The 17,302-nt window shown below is 74.7% G+C and carries 19 protein-coding genes; 10 read left to right on the top strand and 9 right to left on the bottom strand.

Annotation, left to right across the window (positions count from 1 at the left end; genetic code table 11):
* Nucleotides 1-67: 67 nt before the first annotated feature.
* Nucleotides 68-1,999 carry a galactose oxidase-like domain-containing protein gene (locus ACWD4P_RS18515; protein ID WP_449780272.1) on the top strand — a complete coding sequence of 644 codons (1,932 nt, stop codon included), beginning with the start codon at nt 68-70 and terminating at the stop codon, nt 1,997-1,999.
* A 114-nt stretch (nt 2,000-2,113) separates the two neighbouring features.
* Here ACWD4P_RS18515 and ACWD4P_RS18510 read toward each other — a convergent pair whose 3' ends face one another.
* The 3 genes from ACWD4P_RS18510 to ACWD4P_RS18500 all read right to left on the bottom strand — a co-directional run bounded on the left by ACWD4P_RS18510 (nt 2,114) and on the right by ACWD4P_RS18500 (nt 5,144).
* Nucleotides 2,114-3,154: a glycoside hydrolase family 6 protein gene (locus ACWD4P_RS18510; RefSeq protein WP_359817854.1), complete on the bottom strand. Its 1,041-nt coding sequence runs from the start codon at nt 3,152-3,154 to the stop codon at nt 2,114-2,116.
* A 240-nt stretch (nt 3,155-3,394) separates the two neighbouring features.
* On the bottom strand, nt 3,395-4,123 hold the full coding sequence (locus tag ACWD4P_RS18505; RefSeq protein ID WP_449780271.1) for a uracil-DNA glycosylase: 729 nt from the start codon (nt 4,121-4,123) through the stop codon (nt 3,395-3,397).
* Nucleotides 4,124-4,364: 241 nt separating this feature from the next.
* The gene (locus ACWD4P_RS18500; RefSeq protein WP_449780270.1) at nt 4,365-5,144 is read right to left on the bottom strand and encodes an HAD-IIA family hydrolase; all 780 of its coding nucleotides are present in this window, start codon (nt 5,142-5,144) and stop codon (nt 4,365-4,367) included.
* Between the two features lie 272 nt (nt 5,145-5,416).
* Here ACWD4P_RS18500 and ACWD4P_RS18495 point away from each other — a divergent pair, with 272 nt between their 5' ends.
* Entirely contained in the window at nt 5,417-6,493 is a 1,077-nt protein-coding gene (locus ACWD4P_RS18495; RefSeq protein WP_359817860.1) for a Gfo/Idh/MocA family oxidoreductase, read from the top strand.
* A 72-nt stretch (nt 6,494-6,565) separates the two neighbouring features.
* Nucleotides 6,566-7,168: a hypothetical protein gene (locus tag ACWD4P_RS18490; protein WP_359817862.1), complete on the top strand. Its 603-nt coding sequence runs from the start codon at nt 6,566-6,568 to the stop codon at nt 7,166-7,168.
* Here ACWD4P_RS18490 and ACWD4P_RS18485 read toward each other — a convergent pair.
* Together ACWD4P_RS18485 and ACWD4P_RS18480 are read right to left on the bottom strand one after the other, a co-directional pair.
* On the bottom strand, nt 7,155-7,520 hold the full coding sequence (locus ACWD4P_RS18485; RefSeq protein ID WP_359817864.1) for a type II toxin-antitoxin system VapC family toxin: 366 nt from the start codon (nt 7,518-7,520) through the stop codon (nt 7,155-7,157). The two genes, ACWD4P_RS18490 and ACWD4P_RS18485, sit on opposite strands and share 14 nt — an antisense overlap.
* A 49-nt stretch (nt 7,521-7,569) precedes the next feature.
* Nucleotides 7,570-7,854, bottom strand: a complete 285-nt coding sequence (locus tag ACWD4P_RS18480; protein WP_196950091.1) for a type II toxin-antitoxin system Phd/YefM family antitoxin — start codon at nt 7,852-7,854, stop codon at nt 7,570-7,572.
* A gap of 273 nt (nt 7,855-8,127) precedes the next feature.
* On the opposite strand from ACWD4P_RS18480, the gene ACWD4P_RS18475 reads away from it, so the two are divergent.
* Complete coding sequence (locus tag ACWD4P_RS18475) at nt 8,128-8,421, top strand: DUF6412 domain-containing protein (protein ID WP_359817866.1); 294 nt, start codon at nt 8,128-8,130, stop codon at nt 8,419-8,421.
* A gap of 87 nt (nt 8,422-8,508) precedes the next feature.
* Nucleotides 8,509-9,228, top strand: a complete 720-nt coding sequence (locus ACWD4P_RS18470) for a YidC/Oxa1 family membrane protein insertase (RefSeq protein ID WP_449780269.1) — start codon at nt 8,509-8,511, stop codon at nt 9,226-9,228.
* A 103-nt stretch (nt 9,229-9,331) separates the two neighbouring features.
* On the opposite strand, the gene ACWD4P_RS18465 is transcribed toward ACWD4P_RS18470, so the two are convergent.
* A complete protein-coding gene (locus ACWD4P_RS18465) occupies nt 9,332-10,015 on the bottom strand; it encodes an HAD family hydrolase (RefSeq protein ID WP_449780268.1) in 684 nt (227 codons plus the stop codon).
* Nucleotides 10,016-10,066: 51 nt separating this feature from the next.
* Complete coding sequence (locus ACWD4P_RS18460) at nt 10,067-10,642, bottom strand: NUDIX hydrolase (protein WP_449780267.1); 576 nt, start codon at nt 10,640-10,642, stop codon at nt 10,067-10,069.
* Nucleotides 10,643-11,037: 395 nt separating this feature from the next.
* On the opposite strand from ACWD4P_RS18460, the gene ACWD4P_RS18455 reads away from it, so the two are divergent.
* The 3 genes from ACWD4P_RS18455 (at nt 11,038) to ACWD4P_RS18445 (ending at nt 14,074) form a co-directional block, all read left to right on the top strand.
* Nucleotides 11,038-11,805: a CDP-alcohol phosphatidyltransferase family protein gene (locus ACWD4P_RS18455; RefSeq protein WP_449780266.1), complete on the top strand. Its 768-nt coding sequence runs from the start codon at nt 11,038-11,040 to the stop codon at nt 11,803-11,805.
* Between the two features lie 128 nt (nt 11,806-11,933).
* Nucleotides 11,934-12,086 (top strand): hypothetical protein, encoded by a 153-nt coding sequence (locus ACWD4P_RS18450; protein ID WP_449780265.1) that lies wholly within the window; start codon nt 11,934-11,936, stop codon nt 12,084-12,086.
* A gap of 167 nt (nt 12,087-12,253) precedes the next feature.
* Complete coding sequence (locus ACWD4P_RS18445) at nt 12,254-14,074, top strand: hypothetical protein (RefSeq protein ID WP_449780264.1); 1,821 nt, start codon at nt 12,254-12,256, stop codon at nt 14,072-14,074.
* Nucleotides 14,075-14,092: 18 nt separating this feature from the next.
* On the opposite strand, the gene ACWD4P_RS18440 is transcribed toward ACWD4P_RS18445, so the two are convergent.
* Nucleotides 14,093-14,428, bottom strand: a complete 336-nt coding sequence (locus ACWD4P_RS18440) for an ArsR/SmtB family transcription factor (protein WP_359817878.1) — start codon at nt 14,426-14,428, stop codon at nt 14,093-14,095.
* Nucleotides 14,429-14,537: 109 nt separating this feature from the next.
* Between ACWD4P_RS18440 and ACWD4P_RS18435 the strand changes: the two genes are divergently transcribed.
* On the top strand, nt 14,538-15,572 hold the full coding sequence (locus ACWD4P_RS18435; RefSeq protein ID WP_359817880.1) for a quinone oxidoreductase family protein: 1,035 nt from the start codon (nt 14,538-14,540) through the stop codon (nt 15,570-15,572).
* A gap of 151 nt (nt 15,573-15,723) precedes the next feature.
* Here ACWD4P_RS18435 and ACWD4P_RS18430 read toward each other — a convergent pair whose 3' ends face one another.
* Complete coding sequence (locus tag ACWD4P_RS18430) at nt 15,724-15,909, bottom strand: hypothetical protein (RefSeq protein ID WP_449780263.1); 186 nt, start codon at nt 15,907-15,909, stop codon at nt 15,724-15,726.
* A gap of 177 nt (nt 15,910-16,086) precedes the next feature.
* On the opposite strand from ACWD4P_RS18430, the gene ACWD4P_RS18425 reads away from it, so the two are divergent.
* The coding region (locus ACWD4P_RS18425; RefSeq protein ID WP_449780262.1) for a LuxR C-terminal-related transcriptional regulator at nt 16,087-17,302 on the top strand (1,216 nt) is incomplete at its 3' end.

Genomic DNA, 17,302 nt, shown 5'->3' with positions numbered 1-17,302 from the left:
CGCCCGAGCACCCCGGGCAGCCCCCGAGCAGAACCGCCCCGACCGCCTCCCGAGGGGAACACCCACCGTGAAGATCCACAAGGCCGGCCGCACCAAGCGCCTCGCCCTCGGCAGCACCGTGGCGCTGACCGTGGCCGGGATGAACGCCCCGGCCGTCCTCGGCTTCGCCTCCGAGCAGTACCACCACTACGTGATCAACCGCCCCGAGTACAAGGCCCGGTACGGCCACTGGCAGACCCTGTCGCTGCCCACCGAGTTCCGGGTCAACGCCGTGCACGCGACCCTGCTGCGCACCGGCAAGGTCCTGATCGTGGCCGGTTCCGGAAACGACGAGAAGCAGTTCACCGCGGGCACCTTCAAGAGCCTGCTCTGGGATCCGGCCGGGAACACCTACAAGCTGGTCCCCACCCCGGCCGACATGTTCTGCGGCGGCCACACCTCGCTGCCGGACGGCCGGGTCCTGGTGGCCGGCGGCACCCAGCGCTACGAGAAGCTGGCCGGCGCCGTGAAGAAGGCCGCCGGCGTCATGCGGGTGCGCAACGAGAGCCCGGAGCGCGCCCGGACCTTCCCCAAGGGCACCGTCTTCGTCTCCCCGGACGGCCACGAGTACGCCAGCACCGCCCCCGTGACCGTCCCGGCCGCGACCAAGACCGGCTCCGGCCGGCAGACCGTGGTCACCGCCGGCGAGCAGCACGTGTACGTGGAGGCGGTCGGCGCCGGCCCGGACTACGTGTCCGGCTCCCCCGCCCAGTTCCGGATCAAGGGCCTGGACGGCACCGACGCCCACAACCTGTACGGGCAGAACGAGAAGCTGACCCTGGACAAGCAGGAGTACCAGGGCATCCGCGCCGCCTTCGAGTTCAACCCGGACACCGAACTGTACGAGCCCGTCACCGACATGGCCCACGCCCGGTGGTACCCGACGCTGACCGGGCTGGGCGACGGCCGGGTGGTCACCGTCTCCGGGCTGGACGACACCGGCGAGATCCTCAGCGGCAACGACAACGAGATCTACGACCCGAAGACCAAGTCCTGGTCCAAGGGCCCCGACCACTACTTCCCGACCTACCCGGCGATCTTCCTGACCGACTCCGGCAAGCTCTTCTACTCGGGCTCCAACGGCGGCTACGGCCCCGGCGACAAGGGCCGCGAACCCGGCCTGTGGGACGTGTCGACCGGGGCCTTCCAGCCCGTCCCCGGCCTGCGCGACCCCGCGCTGACCGAGACCTCCTCCTCGGTGCTGCTGCCGCCCGCGCAGGCGCAGAAGGTGATGGTGCTCGGCGGCGGCGGCGTCGGCGAGTCCCCGCTGTCCACGGCCCGCACCGACATCGCGGACCTCTCCCACCCCGCGCCCGCGTTCACCCCCGGCCCGGACCTGCCGGCCGGCGGCACCCGCTACCTCAACAGCGTGATCCTCCCGGACGACACCGTCTTCACCACCGGCGGCTCCAGCGGCTACCGCGGCCGGGGCGACAGCGACCTGCTCAAGGCGCAGGTTTACCACCCGGACACCAACAGCTTCAGCACCGCCGCCGAGCCGACCGTCGGCCGCGACTACCACTCCGAGGCGCTGCTGCTGCCGGACGGCCGGGTGGCCGTGCTCGGCTCCAACCCGCTCTTCGCGGACAAGGCCGAGACCCAGCCGGGCGGCTTCGAGCAGCGCATCGAGATCTACACCCCGCCGTACCTGTACCACGGCGACCGCCCGCAGGCCGGCGCCGTTCCGCGGACGGCCGGGCTCGGCACCACCCTCGCCGTCGGCACCGCGCGACCGGAGGCGGTCGCCACCGCCAAGCTGATCCGGCCCAGTTCGGTCACCCATGTGACGGACGTCGAGCAGCGCTCGGTGGCCCTGGACGTCACCGGACGGACGGCGGACGGAGTCTCGCTCGCCCTGCCCCGCAACCCCGACCTGCTGCCGCCGGGCTGGTACATGCTGTTCCTGACGGACGCCGCCGGCACCCCGTCGGTCGCCCGCTGGATCCAGGTCACCGCCTGACGCGCCGGAGCCCACCGGCCGGTACGCCGGAAACCCACCGCCTGACGCGCCGGACATCGCCGGCCGGCGCGTCGGCCGGCGCGTCGGCCGGCGCGTCGGCCGGCGCGGGCGGCCTCAGCGCGCCGCCTGCGCCAGCCCGAGCGCGTACGGAAGCCAGAACTCGCCCGCCCGCGGCTCGCCCCGGCCGCAGTCGCCGTCCGACTCCCCCGGGTTCTTGATCCACAGGTAGGCGTCCACCCCGGGCCGCCCGGTCTCGGTGGTCGGCCGCTCGCCGATCGCCCGCCCGGGCGGGTTGCACCAGGAGTCGCCGCCCAGCGCCCCGTTGCCGCTGCGGCTGGTGTCGATGACGAAGTTCTTCCCGCCCAGGGCCGCGGAGAGCCGGGCGCCGTACGCCGCGTTCCGGTCGGTGTCGTAGAAGTTGGCGACGTTCACGGCGAATCCGTCCGCCGCCGCGATGCCGGACTTGCGCAGGGCGGTGGCCAGTTCCTCCGGGTCCTGCGCCCAGCCGGGGTTGCCCGCGTCCAGGTAGACCCGCGCGTTCGGGTTCTTCTTCAACTCCTGGACGGCGAAGGCCAGGAGGCCGTACCGCTCGGCGGCCAGGTCGCCCTTGATCCCGCAGGTGTCCAGGGTGTGGGCGACGGCGTCCGGCTCCAGGACGACCCAGGCCTTGCGGTCGGCGAGGGCCTTGGCGACGCCGGTGATCCAGGACCGGTAGGCGGCCGCGTCGGGGGCGCCGCCGGCCGAGTACTGGCCGCAGTCGCGGTGCGGGATGTCGTAGGCGACGAAGACCGCCGTGCGGCCCGCCTCGGCGGCCCGCCGGCTCACCTGCTCGGCGATCTCCTGGGCGCCCTGCTCACCGAGCCACTGCGAGGAGGGCTGGGCGGCGATGCGCAGCAGCGTGTCGGCCTCCGCCGTCCGGCCCTGGCCGCGCAGCGCGGTCACCTGGTGGGCGGCGTTGGTCCGGTCGGAGACGTAGAAGGCCTGCCCGGGGAGTTGGGCGAAGCCCGTCCCCGCACCTGCCTCCGTACCGGCGGTGGGGGCGGCGGAACCGCCGTCCGGCCGGCCGCCGTGAGAACCTCCGCCGCCCGGACCGCCGCAGCCCGTCCCGGCCGCCAGCACGACCCCGGCCAGCAGCGCTCCCGCGGCCCCCCGCAACGTCCCTGTCCGCCCCAGCCCGTGCACGTACCGCCCCTCCCGGCGCCGGTCCGGCGACCGGTCGCCACCAGCTAAGCACACCCGGCACCGGCTGGCGGCCACCGCCGGTGAACGCCAAGTGGCCGTGGACGAACGGGACATCGAACCCGTCCGGCCCACGGCCACCGACGCCGGCACCGGGGATCACGCCCAGGAGGCACCCGGCAGTGCTCAGGAGCACTCAGGAGCGCCCGAAGGGGCTCAGGCCTCCTTCAGGTTCGGCACCCGCCAGTCGATCGACTCGGCGCCGAAGGAGTCCAGCGCGGCGTTGATCTGCGAGAACGGACGGCTGCCGAAGAACAGCTTGGCGGAGAGCGGCGACGGGTGCGCGCCCTGCACCACCACGTGCTTGGCGGTGTCGATCAGCGGCAGCTTCTTCTTCGCGTAGTTGCCCCACAGCACGAAGACGACCGGCTCCTCGCGGTCGCTGACCGCCTTGATCACCGCGTCGGTGAACTTCTCCCAGCCCTTCGCCTTGTGCGAGTTGGCCTCGTGCGCGCGGACCGTGAGCACCGCGTTGAGCAGCAGCACGCCCTGCTCGGCCCAGTGCATCAGGTAGCCGTTGTCCGGGGCGGGAACGCCCAGGTCGGCGTCCAGCTCCTTGAAGATGTTGCGCAGCGACGGCGGCGTCTTGGTGCCCGGCAGCACCGAGAAGCTCATGCCGTGGGCCTGGCCGTTGTCGTGGTACGGGTCCTGGCCGAGCACGAGCACCCGGACCTTGTTGTACGGCGTCGCCTCCAGCGCGGCGAACTCCTGGCCGCTCGGCGGGAACACCTCGTGCTCCGCGCGCTGGGCCGCCACGAAGGCCTCCAGCTCGGCGAAGTACGGCTTCTCCGTCTCGGCGCCCAGCACCCCGCGCCAGGACTCGGGCAGCTCCAGCCCGCCGCCCGCGCCGGCCTCGACCACGCCCGCCTCGACCGTGTCCGTCACGACATCTACCTCCCACACCGCGGCTGCTGCGCCGCTCGCCCTCTATCACCCCGAACGCTACACAGCCCCACCGACAACTCACTCCCCCAGAGCGGGTTCCGGGCCCCGGAGGCCGTCCCCGTCCGCCCGCGGACACGCGGCGGCCCCGCCCCGGCGACCGGCCGGAACGGGGCCCACGACGGCACCGCGACGAACGGGGCGTGCCCGGCCGCTCGGACCGGGCACGGGCCGCCGGACGCGGTCAGATCAGCTCGACCAGGTCCGCGATCGACTGGACCACGCGGCTCGGCCGGTACGGGAAGCGCTCCACGTCGGCGGCGGAGGTCAGGCCGGTGAGCACCAGGATGGTCTCCATGCCGGCCTCCATGCCCGCGACGATGTCGGTGTCCATCCGGTCGCCGATCATCACCGCCGTCTCGGAGTGGGCGCCGGCCGTGTTCAGCGCCTCGCGCATCATCAGCGGGTTGGGCTTGCCGACGAAGTACGGCTCGACGCCGGTCGCCTTGGTGATCAGGGCCGCGACCGAACCGGTGGCCGGCAGCACGCCCTCGGTGGAGGGGCCGGTCTCGTCCGGGTTGGTGCAGATGAACCGGGCGCCCTGGTTGATCAGGCGGATCGCCTTGGTGAGCGCCTCGAAGGAGTAGGTGCGGGTCTCGCCGAGGACCACGTAGTCGGGGTTGTTGTCGGTCAGCACGTAGCCGGCCTGGTACAGCGCGGTGGTCAGCCCCGCCTCGCCGATCACGTACGCGGTCCCGTTCGGCCGCTGGCTCTCGAGGAACTTGGCGGTGGCCAGGGCTGAGGTCCAGATGCACTCCTCGGGCACCTCCAGCCCCATCCCGGCCAGCCGGGCGCTGAGGTCGCGCGGGGTGTAGATGGAGTTGTTGGTCAGGACCAGGAACGGCTTGCCGGACTCCCGCAGCTTGCGCAGGAACTCCTCCGCCCCCGGGATCGGCGTGCCCTCGTGGATGAGGACCCCGTCCATGTCGGTCAGCCAGGACTCGATGGGCTTGCGCTCTGCCACGTGCGTGTCTCCCGAAGTGTTGCAGTGTGTTGCGTCATACGAGGGGGCCCTGACGCGGCCCAGCCTAAACCGCCCGGGTGTCCGGGGACAGAACGTCCGTCCACCGGAACGGCAGCCCGCGCACCGGTGCCGACCGTGCACCGGCCGTACGCCGGCACCGGCCGCCCGCCGTCCCCGGGAGGCCTCCGCCCACGGGAGTCCGCCGCCCGCCCCGCGGGAGCGGCCGTGCACCAAACCGGGAGCAACCGGTCGACTCGTGATTGAGTAGGCGCATGACACCGCAGACGACCTCCGGTCCGTTCCGCGTCGGCCTGATCGGCTACGGCCTGGCCGGCTCCGCGTTCCACGCGCCGCTGATCGCCAGCACGCCGGGGCTGCGGCTGGACGCCGTCGTCACGGCCAATGCCGACCGGCGTGCCCAGCTGGCGCGCGAGCACCCCGGCGCCCGCGCCGTGGACACGCCCGAGCAGCTGCTCGCCGCCCCGGACGCGCTCGACCTGGTCGTCATCGCCTCGCCCAACCGCACCCACGCGCCGCTCGCCCGCGCCGCCCTGCGGGCCGGCCTGGCCACCGTGGTGGACAAGCCGCTGGCCGGCACCGCCGCCGAGGCGCTGGAGCTGTGCCGGCTCGCCGAGGAGCGGGGCGTCCTGCTCTCGGTGTTCCACAACCGGCGCTGGGACGGCGACTTCCTCACCGCGAGCCGGCTGGTGCGCGGCGGCGCGCTCGGCCGGGTGCACCGCTTCGAGTCCCGCTTCGAGCGGTTCCGTCCCAAGCCCAAGCCGGGCTGGCGGGAGCTGGCCGACCCAGCCGAGGTCGGCGGCACCCTGTACGACCTGGGCAGCCACCTGGTCGACCAGGCGCTCACGCTGTTCGGGCCGGTCGAGACGGTGTACGCGGAGATCGACGTGCGGCGCGACGGCGCGGTGGTGGACGACGACGCCTTCCTCGCCCTCACCCACGCCTCCGGCACCCGCTCGCACCTGTGGACCAGCGCCATCACCCCGCTGATCGGCCCCCGGCTACGGGTGCTCGGCGACACCGCCGGCTACGTGAAGCCCGGCATGGACCCGCAGGAGGCCGACCTGCGGGCGGGCCTGCGCCCCGACGGCAGCCGCCCCTGGGGCGCCGACCAGCCCTCGCACTACGGCACCCTCGGCACCGACGAGTCCGCGATCTCGCTGCCCACCGACCCGGGCGACTACCCCGCCTTCTACGCCGGCATCGCCGCCGCCCTGGCCACCCCGGGCACTCCGCCGCCGGTCGACCCGCGCGACGCGGTGGCCGCCCTGGCCGTGCTGGAGGCCGCCCGTACCTCCGCCGCGACCGGAACGGCGGTCCGCCCGGGCTGACGCGCGGTCCGCGCGGGCCGGCGCACGACCCGTCGGCTCCGCCGCCCGGAACGCCGCTCCTACGATGGTCGGATGAACAGTCAGCGGGGGCGGCAGGTCGACGTCGAGGAGCGCCTGCGTCGCGAGCGGGAGTGGTCCGCCGAGCAGAAGAAGCGCGAGAAGGCCTGGACCGCGGAGTTCGAGCAGCGCCAGGAGGCCCGGGCGGCCGAGGAGCTCGCACGCCAGGAGGGCCTGTCGACCGCGAGGGAGCGGGAAGCCTGGGCGCGCGGCGAGCGGGACGGCTCGATCGGCTACGTCGACGTGACCGGGCCCGACCGCCGCCCCGTTCGGATCGCGGTGGTGTGGCTCGGCCGCCTCGGGGCCACCGCGAGGCCCCTGCACGCCTACGACCCCATGCGGCACGTCGACGGCAGCGGCTCCGGCGGCGAGGGCGTCCTCCTGCTCATCCCGATCGCCGCCCTCCTGGGGCTGAACTTCGGGCTCCGCTGGCTGCTCCTCGCCCTGCTCGGCCGCCCCCGCTGGGCCGTGGCCGCCAAGGCGGGACGCGACCGGGGCAAGCGCGGGGGCAACACCGTCCTGCTGCGCACGCGGGACCGGAGGCAGGCCCTGAGGTACGCGGCCGCGCTGGCCGACCGGGTCGAACGGGACGGCACCGCCGCCCTCACACCCCGATGACCTCCACCGCCGAGCCCAGCCCCCGGAAGTCCGCCACGTTGCGGGTGTACAGCGGCAGCCCGTGGGCCGAGGCGACCGCGGCGATCATCAGGTCGATCCGGCGCGGGCGCGGCTGCCGTCCGGCGGCGATGGTGAGGGTGACCAGCGTGCCGTAGCGGGCGGCGGCGGCCGCGTCGAACGGCAGCGGGTCGAAGTCGGCCATGGCCGCGCCCAGCACCTCCAGCCGGGCGGCCCGGCTGGCCGGGTCCCGGGCCATCGACACGCCCTGCTGAAGCTCGGCGAAGGTGATCGCGGTCAGCTCCGGCACGGCCGGCAGGTCGGACGCGTTGAGCAGCGCCAGGTCGATGTACACGCACGTGTCCAGCACCCCGGCGGGCCGCCGCCGGGACGCTCTGCGGCGCTCAGCCACGCCGCCGCTCGAACGGGTCGTCGCCCTCGTCGCCCACCAGTTCCTCGGGCCCGAAGTACTCCTCGGACTCCTTGCGCATCTGCTGGTAGTCCACCCGCGGCAGCTTCACGTGCCGCGCCACCAGCTCCTCCGCCGTGAGCCGTCGACGCCCGGACACCGGCCGCAGCTCGGCGACCTCGACCCCGTTCCTGGTGATGTGGAAGGTCTCGCCCGCCTCCACCGCGTCCATCACCGCGGCGGAGTTGTTCCGGAACTCCCGCTGGGTAATCGTCTTCACCCTTCCACGGTAGCCCCGTGTAGCCCCGTCGGCTACACCCCCGCGCGGGCCCGTACGGACCCCCGCCCGACGCCGTACGGACCCCGCCGCGCCGGCCCGCCCGGTCCCCCGGGAGGGCGCCGAGCCGCCGAGCCGTCCCGGGCGCGGGTGTGCCCCGGGGATGCCCCGCGGGGATGGGGGATTTCCCTGATGGCGACGGGAACCCGGGCGGTCGTAGGATCGTCGTGTTGGTACGTCAGGAATCCGACGGGACACCGGGAGGGGGAGCGCGCCGTGGCCGTGGTCGCGATGCTGCTGGGCCTGCTCCGGGTGTTGACCGGGGAGTTGGTGGCCGACAGCGGGACGCTGGCGTCGGTCGCCGCGGTCGCGGCCGTGGCGCTGGTGGCCGGGGCGGTCGCCGGAGCGCTGGCCGGGGCCCGGTTGTCGGGGGTACGGGCGCCGGCGGCGGTGCGCAGCGGGGTGCTGCGGCGCCGGGCGTTTCGTACGGCGTTCCTTCCGCAGCGTGATCCGGACGCCCGGGGCAGGCGACGCCCCAGGGCGCCGGGGGCGGCCCTGGCGGCCGCGTAAGCACCCTCGCACGTCTCGCAAGACGTTCTTCGTGGCCGTCCTCCGCCGATCGCTCATGTCCTGAGACCCCGGAGGGCTCGCTTCACCATGTCCGTACTCGCCGTTCTCGACCCTGCCGTCGCCCTGGCGCACGCCGTCGTCGCCGCCGTCGCCCAGCTGGTGCCGACCGCACTGGCCATCGTCCTGTTCACCGTCGCCGTCCGGCTGGCGCTGCATCCGCTGGCGCGGGCGGCCGCACGCGGGGAGAAGGCCAGGGCGCGGTTGGCGCCGAGGGTCGCCGCGTTGCAGCGCAAGCACAAGGACCGGCCGGAGCGGCTGCGGGAGGCGCTGGCCGAGATGTACCGCGAGGAGAAGGCGTCGCCGTTCGCCGGGTGCCTGCCGGTGCTGGTGCAGATTCCGTTCTTCTCGGTGATGTACCGCCTGTTCACCACCCCGAACGACCTGCTCGACCACACCCTGTTCGGCGTTCCGCTGGGCCTGCACGTCACGGGTGCGCACGGCGCCGGGCAGTGGGCGGTGTTCGGGGTGCTGTTCGGCGGGCTGGCGGCGGTCGGGGTGGTCAACTTCCGCCGGGCGAGGCGCGCGGCCGCGGTGGCGAAGGCGGCAGCGCCCGGGACGGCGCGGCCCGCCCCGCAGCCGGGGGCGGGCCTGCTGCCGTACCTGTCGTTCGGGTCGGTGCTGTTCGCGGCGCTGGTGCCGGTGGCCGCCGTGCTCTACCTGCTGACGGCCGGCGTCTGGTCCGCCGCCGAGCGGGCCTGGCTGTACCGGGACGGGACGCCGGTGCCGGCTTCGGCGATGGTGGGTTGACGCCCCCCGGGGGGCGGTCGTCCGAGGGGCGGTCGTCCGGGGTGCGGCCGACGGGCGCGGCCTGCGGGCGCGGCCTGCGGGTGCGGCCCGCCTGGCGTGGCCGTCAGAAGTGGCGCAGCAGCTCGGGAAAGGCCGCGAGCTGCAGCGTCGCCTCGTCCGGGCCGAGTTCGGTGTGCTCCAGCACCCAGGTGTGCTCGTGCGGGATGAAGACGGTGCGCAGGCCGGCCCGGCGGGCGGGGGCGATGTCGGACTTGGGCGAGTTGCCGATCATCCAGGTCCGGCCCGGGTCGAGGTCGAGCTCGGCGGTGAGCTGCTGGTAGGTGTCGACCGACTTCTCGGCGACGATGTGGATGCCGCGGAAGTGGTGGTCGATGGTGGACTCGGTCACCTTGCGCTGCTGTTCGCCCTGGTCGCCCTTGGTGAGCAGCAGCAGGTGGTGGCGGTCGGCGAGGGCGGCCAGGGTGTCGGCGACGCCGGCGATCAGTTCGACGTTCCGGCTGGTCAGCGGGGTGAGCAGGTCGTCGATCCGGGCCTGGTCCTCCACCGTGGGGGTACGGCCGCTGAGCTGCCGCAGGCAGTCGGCGAGGCTCTGCCGGAAGACGGTGGCGCCGTAGCCGAGGGTGGCGGAGTTGGCGGCCTCGATCTCGTTCAGCAGGGCCCTGGTGCGCGCCTGCTCGGCCGGGGTGGTGACCCAGTCCAGGAAGCCGTCGATGGCCCGCTCGAAGAGGACGTTGTTCTCCCAGAGCGTGTCGTCGGCGTCGAAGATCAGGATCTGGTCGGTGTGCATCCGGTGGTCTCCAGAGGAGGGGTGGGAAGGGCGTGCGGGCGGGGCGGCCGGTCAGTCGGCCGGGAGCAGGCGGGCGGCGCGGTCGAGCGTCTCACGGAGGTTGTCCTCGGTGGTCCGCCGCTTGGCCTCCTCGACGGTGAGCCACTCCAGCGGGGACGCCGGGTTCTCCGGCCGGGCCGCCCCGGGGGTGTCGGTGGCGAGCAGGAAGCGCAGGTCGGCGTGGGCGTGCGCGGGTTCGGCGGGCGAGGCGGGGACGGGCACCACGGCGAGGTGGACGAGGGCGGGGCCGGGCCAGGGGGTGAGGTCGGCGAGGCCGGTCTCCTCCAGGCCCTCGCGGAGGGCGATGTCCAGCGGCGAGCTCTCCCCCGGGTCGCCGTGGCCGCCGACGTGCAGCCAGGCCTGTTGGCGGACGTGCCAGCGCAGCAGCACCCGGCGGGTGGGCGGGTGGACGATCAGCGCGGAGGCGGTGAAGTGGAGCGGGAAGGTGCCCCGGTCCCAGGCGTCGGGGACGTCGAGGAGGCCGCGGGCCCGCTCGTGGTCGGCGGTCTCCACCGGGCCCTGCGGGCGGTGGTCGTGCAGCAGTCGGGCCAGGTCGGGGCTGTGGGACGGGCCGCCCGTGGTCACCATGGGTCTGCGCTCCTCGTTCCGCTCCGGCGGCCCGCACGGACCGCGCGGACCGTGCGGACGGCGTCGACCGGCGTGCGGGAACGGGCGGTCGTCGGCGGGCGGTCGGCGACGGGCGGTGGGGCCCGGGGCTTCGGGTTCCGGCGAACCCGCGCAGCCTAGCCCGCGGCCGTTCGGGCGGCCCACCGGTTTTCGCCGCCGCCCGCCCGGGGCGCCCGGCGGACATTTCGGCCGGCGCTCCGACGGGCGCTCCGACAGGCGCCCCGGAGGGGTGCCCCGGCAGACGTTCCACTGCCGTCCACCTCCCGTACCGCCCACGGCATACCGCCTGGTCCGGGCGCTTCCCCGGAGGCCGTAGCCTGTGGTGATCGTTTCGGGACAGGTGGAGGGATGTCGTCATGGTGGCTGCTCCGGCACTCGCCGAGCTGCGCGAGGTGTGCCAGCCGCAGGCCAAGATCCAGAGCCGTAACGGCGAGCACTGGGCGGGCCGGATGTACATGCGGGCGATCTCGCTGCGGACGACCCGGCAGCTGGTGCGCACCTCGGTGTCGCCGAACACCCTGACCTGGGTGATGGTGGTGTGCGGGGTCGGCGGTGGCGCGGCCCTGCTGATCCCGGGCCTGACCGGGGCCGTGCTGGCCGTCGTGCTGTTCCAGCTGTTCCTGCTGTTCGACTGCGTGGACGGCGAAGTGGCGCGCTGGAAACGCCAGTTCAGCATGGCCGGGGTGTACGTGGACCGGCTCGGAGCCTACCTGGCGGATGCCGCTCTGATGATCGGCGCGGGCGTACGGGCGGCGCGCAGCGGGTCGGAGCTGTGGGTGTCGGCGGGGCTGGCGGCCGCGCTGGGCGTGGTGCTGCTCAAGGCCTCGACGGACCTGGTGGACGTGGCCCGGGCCCGCAGCGGGCAGCTCCCGGCGACCGAGGAGTCGACGCAGCCGCGCTCCCAGGGCATCGCGACCGCCCGCAAGGTCGCCTCGCTGTTCAAGATCCACCGGGTGACGAACGGCATCGAGGCCTCGCTGGTGCTGCTGGCGGCGGCCGCGGTGGACGCCGGGCTCGGCAATCTGGACGCCACGCGGTGGACGCTCGCGGGCATCACGGTGATCACCTGGGGCATGGTGGTCGCGCACCTGGCGTCGATCCTGTCCTCCTCGCGACTGCGCTGAGCGGTCGACTGCGCCACCGGCGCGGGCTTCCGTCGACGGAGGCCCGCGCCGAACCACGTGCGGAGGGGGTGAGACGCCCCTCCCCCGCCGCGGGGGAGGCCCCCGGGGCCGCGCGGGAGGGTGAGGGCATGACCCCGCTCGACCGCGCCCTGGCCGGTTCCCTCCCCCCGCCGACCGTCGCCCGGGCCCCGCTGCCGGCGGCCGTCACCGCGTCGCACCACCGCCGGCACCGGGCCGCGACGGCGACGGCGACGGCGGTGCCCCTTCCCCGCGCCGTCTGACGCGACGACCGCGCGCGGCGCTCCCTCTCCTCCAGTGATCCCGCCTCCGGCCGGGCCGTCCCGGCCCGGTCGCGGGAACCTGCCCTCCCCGTGCAACCAATCGGACTACATATACAGTCCAACGACATATGCAGTCGTCCGACAGTCCGACAGGAGGGGGCACTCCCATGCCACCCCGCACGCCGACCCGGCCGCACCAGACCCGCACCCAGCCGGAGCCGGAGCCACAGCCGCAGCCACAGCCGCTCCGGCCCATCCCGCACCTGCTCGCCACCGTCCGCGCCACCGCCGTCCGGACGGCCGCGTCCCGGCCCGCCGCCGTCCTGCTCGCCGGCTACCTGGCCGAGCTGCTGTTCCGGCTCGTCCTCTCCCGGTCCATGAGCTTCCCGTCCGTCCACCCCGACGAGGACTCCTACCTCGCCCTGGCCCGGGTGCTGGCCGGCGGCTCGGCGACCGAGATCCCGGTCGGCGTGGTCGTGCCCGGCGGCTACCCGCTGCTGATATCCCCCGCGCTGCGCCTGGCCGACGACCCGACGACCGCCTATCACCTGATCATGGCCGTCAACGCCGCCGTCAACGCGCTGGTCTTCCCGCTCGCCTACGTCGCGCTGCGCCGCCTCGGCCTGAACCGCCGCCGCTCGTACGCCTTCGGCGCCGCGACGGCCCTGCTGCCACCGGTGGTCTTCTACTCGCAGTTCGTGATGACCGACGCCGTCCTGCCGGTCCTGCTGCTCGCCTGGCTGCTCTGCCTGCACGGCTGGCTGGCCGACGGCCCGCTGCGGCGCCGTGCCTGTCACGCCGTCGGGACGGGGGCGTCGGCCGGGTACGCGATGTCGGTGCACGACCGCGGCGCCGTGGTGGTCGCGCTGACCGCCGTCGTCCTGCTCGGCGTCCTGCTGCTGCGCCGGGCTCCGTGGCGCGCCACGGCGGCCGGGCTCGCGGCGCTCGGCCTGGGCGTGCTCGGCTCCAAGCTGCTGTCGATGTGGCTGCACGCGCAGTTCACCGTCCCGGACAGCAACGTCGGCGGTTCGCTCCTGAAGGGGCTGACCAACCCGTCGATCGCCGTGCAGACCCTCGCCCGCGCGACGGGTCAGATCTGGTACTTCATCGCCTCCACCTGGGGCATCGGCGGGCTCGCCGTGGTCGCCTGCCTGTGCGCGGTGTTCGACCGCCGTCCGCCGTGGGCGCTGCGGGTCACCGGCGGCGTGCTGGTGGCACTGCTGTTCGGCACGGCCCTGGCCGCCTCCGCCGCCCTGCCGCTGGACGGCCGGGTCGACGACTGGGTGTACGCCCGCTACACCTCCTGCCTCGTCCCCCCGGCCTTCGTGGCGGGCGTCGCGGCGCTCGCCGGGTACGGGCGCCGCGCGCTGGTCCGGGCGGCGGCGGCGACGGCCGGGCTCACCCTGCTGCTCGCCGGGGTCGTGGCGCTGGCCGCCGGCAAGCGGCTGTACAGCTCGATGTTCATCCCCTGGACGCTGCCCGACATCTCCTTCCTCGCCGCGGACTGGGCCCGGGTCGACCTGCCCCGCACCTGCGCCGCCGTGGTGCTCCTGCTCGGTGCGGCGGTCCTGGTCCGCAACGCCGGGGGCCGTCGGGCGCTCGGGGCGCTCGGCGTCTCGCTGGCGCTGTTCGCCGCCTTCGCCACCACGACGATCACCGCGCAGGTCGCCCGGCCGCACTCGGAGGGCCGGGAGGGCCTGGCGACCGGCTTCACCCGTGCCGCGGGGATCAAGGCGGACGACAACGTGGTGTTCGCCTGGGACATCGACTGGTCGCTGCGCGCCGCCCAGACCTTCGAGGTGTACCGGGGGCGGGTGTGGTCCCGCGACCCCCGCTGGCAGCCCGTCCCGGCGGAGGCGAACGTCATGGTCCTCCCGCTGCCCGCGGCCGGGCTGCCGCCGGAGGCGTACTGGCCCGGCCACCCCGCCGACTGGTACGTCGAGCGGTCCAACACCGCGCAGAACTGGGCGGTGTGGCATCGGCGTTGAGCACCTCCCGGGCCGGCTTCAGCCCTCCGTGCGGGCGTGGGCGGCGAGGACGGTGTCGAGCAGGCCCGGGAACCGCCGCTCCAGGTCGACGGTGCGCAGCGCGGAGAAGCGCCGGTTGGCCTCCTCGCGCTGGGCGATCAGCCCGGACTCCCGCAGCACCTTGAAGTGGTGGCTCAGGGTGGAGGGCGCGACGTCCACCGGGAAGGTGCCGCAGGCCCGTTCGGGTTCGGTGCGCAGGACGCGGACGATGGTCATCCGGGTGGGGTCGGAGAGCGCGTGCAGGACGTCGAAGAGGTCGATCTCCTCGGCCGCGGGGTGGGCGAGCGCCGGTCGTCGACGGGTACTGCGGGGCATGGGTCGACCTCCCTGATCTGCGATGTTCGACATCCATGGAAAGAGCGTGGTAGCACTGTCCCGCGCAAATTTCGTTGTTCGTCGAACATCGTAGCCGAGGGGGTCCGACATGCGCGCACTGGTGATGACCGCACCCGGTGGAGCCGAGAACTCGCTGGTCCGGGAGGTCGAGGCACCACGGCCGGGGCCGGGGCAGGTGGCGATCGACGTCGCCTACGCCGGGCTGAACTTCGTGGACGTGATGACCCGTCGCGGCGACGCCGCGTACGCCGCCGAGTGGCCGTACCGGCCGGGCAAGGAGGTGTCCGGCACGGTCCGCGAGCTGGGCCCCGGCGTCACCGGGCCGGCGGTGGGCGACCGGGTGGTCGCCGCGCCGGTCGGCGCCGGGCTGGCGGAGGTCGCGGTCGCGGAGGCCGCGCTCACCGTGCCGCTCCCGGACGGGGTGGCGCTGCGCGAGGCCGCCGCCGTTCCGCTGGGGCTGGCCACGGCGCTCCTGCTGCTCACCGACGCGGGCCGCTTCACCGCCGGGGAGACCGTCCTGGTCCACTCCGCGGGCGGCGGGATCGGCAACGCCGTCGCCCGGCTCGTCCCGCTGCTCGGCGGCGGCCGGCTGATCGGCACGGTCGGGCGGCCGGAGAAGGCCTCGGCGGCGGTCGCCTCCGGCTACGACCACGCCTTCGCCCGGGGCGCGGCCGAGGGCCCGGCGACCGGCGGGCCCGCCGAGCCCGACGGGCCCGCCGGCCTTGCCGGGGCGATCCGCGCCGCCACCGGCGGCCGGGGCGTCGACCTGGTGCTCGACCCGCTGGGCACCGCGGCGCTCGAACTCGACCTCGCGGTGGCGGCGCCCGGCGCGCGGATCGTGCTGTTCGGCAACGCGGGCGGCGGCGCCGTCGCCGACCTGCCCCCGCTCGGCCGCCTGATGGCGGGCAACCTGACCGTCACCGGCTTCAGTCACCGCGGTCTGGCGGCCACCGCCCCCGAGCGGCTGGCCCGCGCCATCGGGCGGGCGCTCGACCTCCTCGCCGGGGGCGGCCTCGACCTGCCGGTCACCGAACTGCCCGGCCTCGACGCCGTCCCGGCCGCCCACGACGCCATGCAGGAGGGCCGGGCGACCGGCAAGTACGTGGTGCGCACCGCCCGTTGAGCCCAGGGGTCAGCTCGCGGCCCCGGCGGAGGGGGCGGAGCCGGCCCGGCCGGTGGCGGTGGGGGCGGGACGGACGGAGCGCTTCAGAGCCATGTGCATGTCTGAGCTTCCTTTCGAGGAGGAGGGGATGGGAGCAGTCCGCGGCGGCGCGTCAGCTCTGCGGCCGGCCCGGGCACCAGGCGTCGCCCCAGGCCGTCGTCTGGATGCAGTTGTGGCCGCCCTGCCCGGCGCTGAGGTCCGTCAGCGTCGCGCCGTCGAACACCGAGGCGCCGGCCGGGGCCACCCCGCCCAACCAGGCGGCGGCACCCAGCGCGACCGCGGCCAGTGTCCGCGTCACGATTCCTCGCATCACGACAGCTCCCATCACTTCGGGGACAGTTCCATACGTTTCGGACGTTTCCGCAGCTCCTGCGGTCCTGCCCGGCCCGTGCTCGCCACCCTGCCAGTCGGCGGATGGCCACGGCATCCCCCGCAAGGGATCATGAGCCTGCCTGGCAGCTTGAGGAGGCATGCGATGGACTCCGGGACCAGCCCCGCCCCGACCGCCGACGTACCCGCGCTCGACAGCGCGGCCGTCACGCTCTACCGGTGGACGGTGGTGCACGAGCGGCTCACCCCGGCGACCCTGGCACAGGCGGCGTCGGAGACCGACCTGAGCCTGCCGGAGTGCGAGGCGGCCGTGCGGCAGCTCACCGAAGCCTGCCTGTTCCGGGAACTGCGCACCCCCGTCGACCCGGCGCCCGACGACCCGGCGCCAGGCGACCCGGCGCCCGACAGGGCCCCCACCTGCGAGTCACCCGGCGAGGAGGCACCCGGCGGAGTCCGGATCGTCTGGCAGCCCGTCAGCCCCCAGGCCGCGACCGCCCAGCTGCTCTCCGCCCGCGACACCGCCCTGCGCGCCCGCGAGGAGGCCCTGCGCGAGCAGCGCCGGATCATCCAGCAGCAGCGCGACGGCCTCGCGGCGCTGGTGCCCGTCTACCTCCAGGCCCGCCAGCACGCCTTCCCGCAGGGCACCATCGACCGCCTGCCGGACAAGTTCGCGGTGCGCTCGCTGCTCGCCGACATCATGGACTCCTGCCGCAGCGAGGTGCTGGTCTCCAAGCACGGCGGGTCGTTCCCGCCCGCCGCGCTGCGCGAGGCACTGCCGCGCGACCTGGCGCTGCTCGACCGGGGCGTCCGGATGCGGAGCCTCTACCAGCACGCGACCCGCTTCGACCAGCCCACCCGGGTCAACGCGGAACAGCTCATCGAGGCCGGCGCCGAGATCCGGACCCTGCCGGAGGTGCTGCCCCAACTGATCATCGTGGACGGCTCGCTGGCCCTGCTGCCCGCCAGCTCCGGCGGCGCGCTGATCATCCGGGAGCCCGACCTGCTCTCCTACCTGCTGACGGTCTTCGAGCGGGACTGGGAGAACGCGGCGCCGTTCGCCAGCGGCCCGCAGGCCGCGCACGACGTCACCAAGACGATGAAGCAGAGCATCCTGGTGCTGCTCGCGAAGGGCCTCAAGGACGAGTCCATCGCGCGCCGCCTCGGCATCTCCCTGCGCACCTGCCGCCGCCACGTCTCGGACCTGCTGGACGGCCTCGGCGCGCACAGCCGCTTCCAGGCCGGCGTGGTCGCGGAACGGCTCGGCCTGACCTCGCACCCGGTCCCCGCCGCCGCCCCCGCCGTCGAGGCCGGGGAGGCGGCGCAGGCCGCGGCCGGCGCCGCCTGCGGCGGCCCGCTGGCGG

The sequence above is a fragment of the Kitasatospora sp. NPDC002543 genome (genome assembly GCF_053594915.1).
This window is presented reverse-complemented; position numbering and strand designations above follow the sequence as displayed.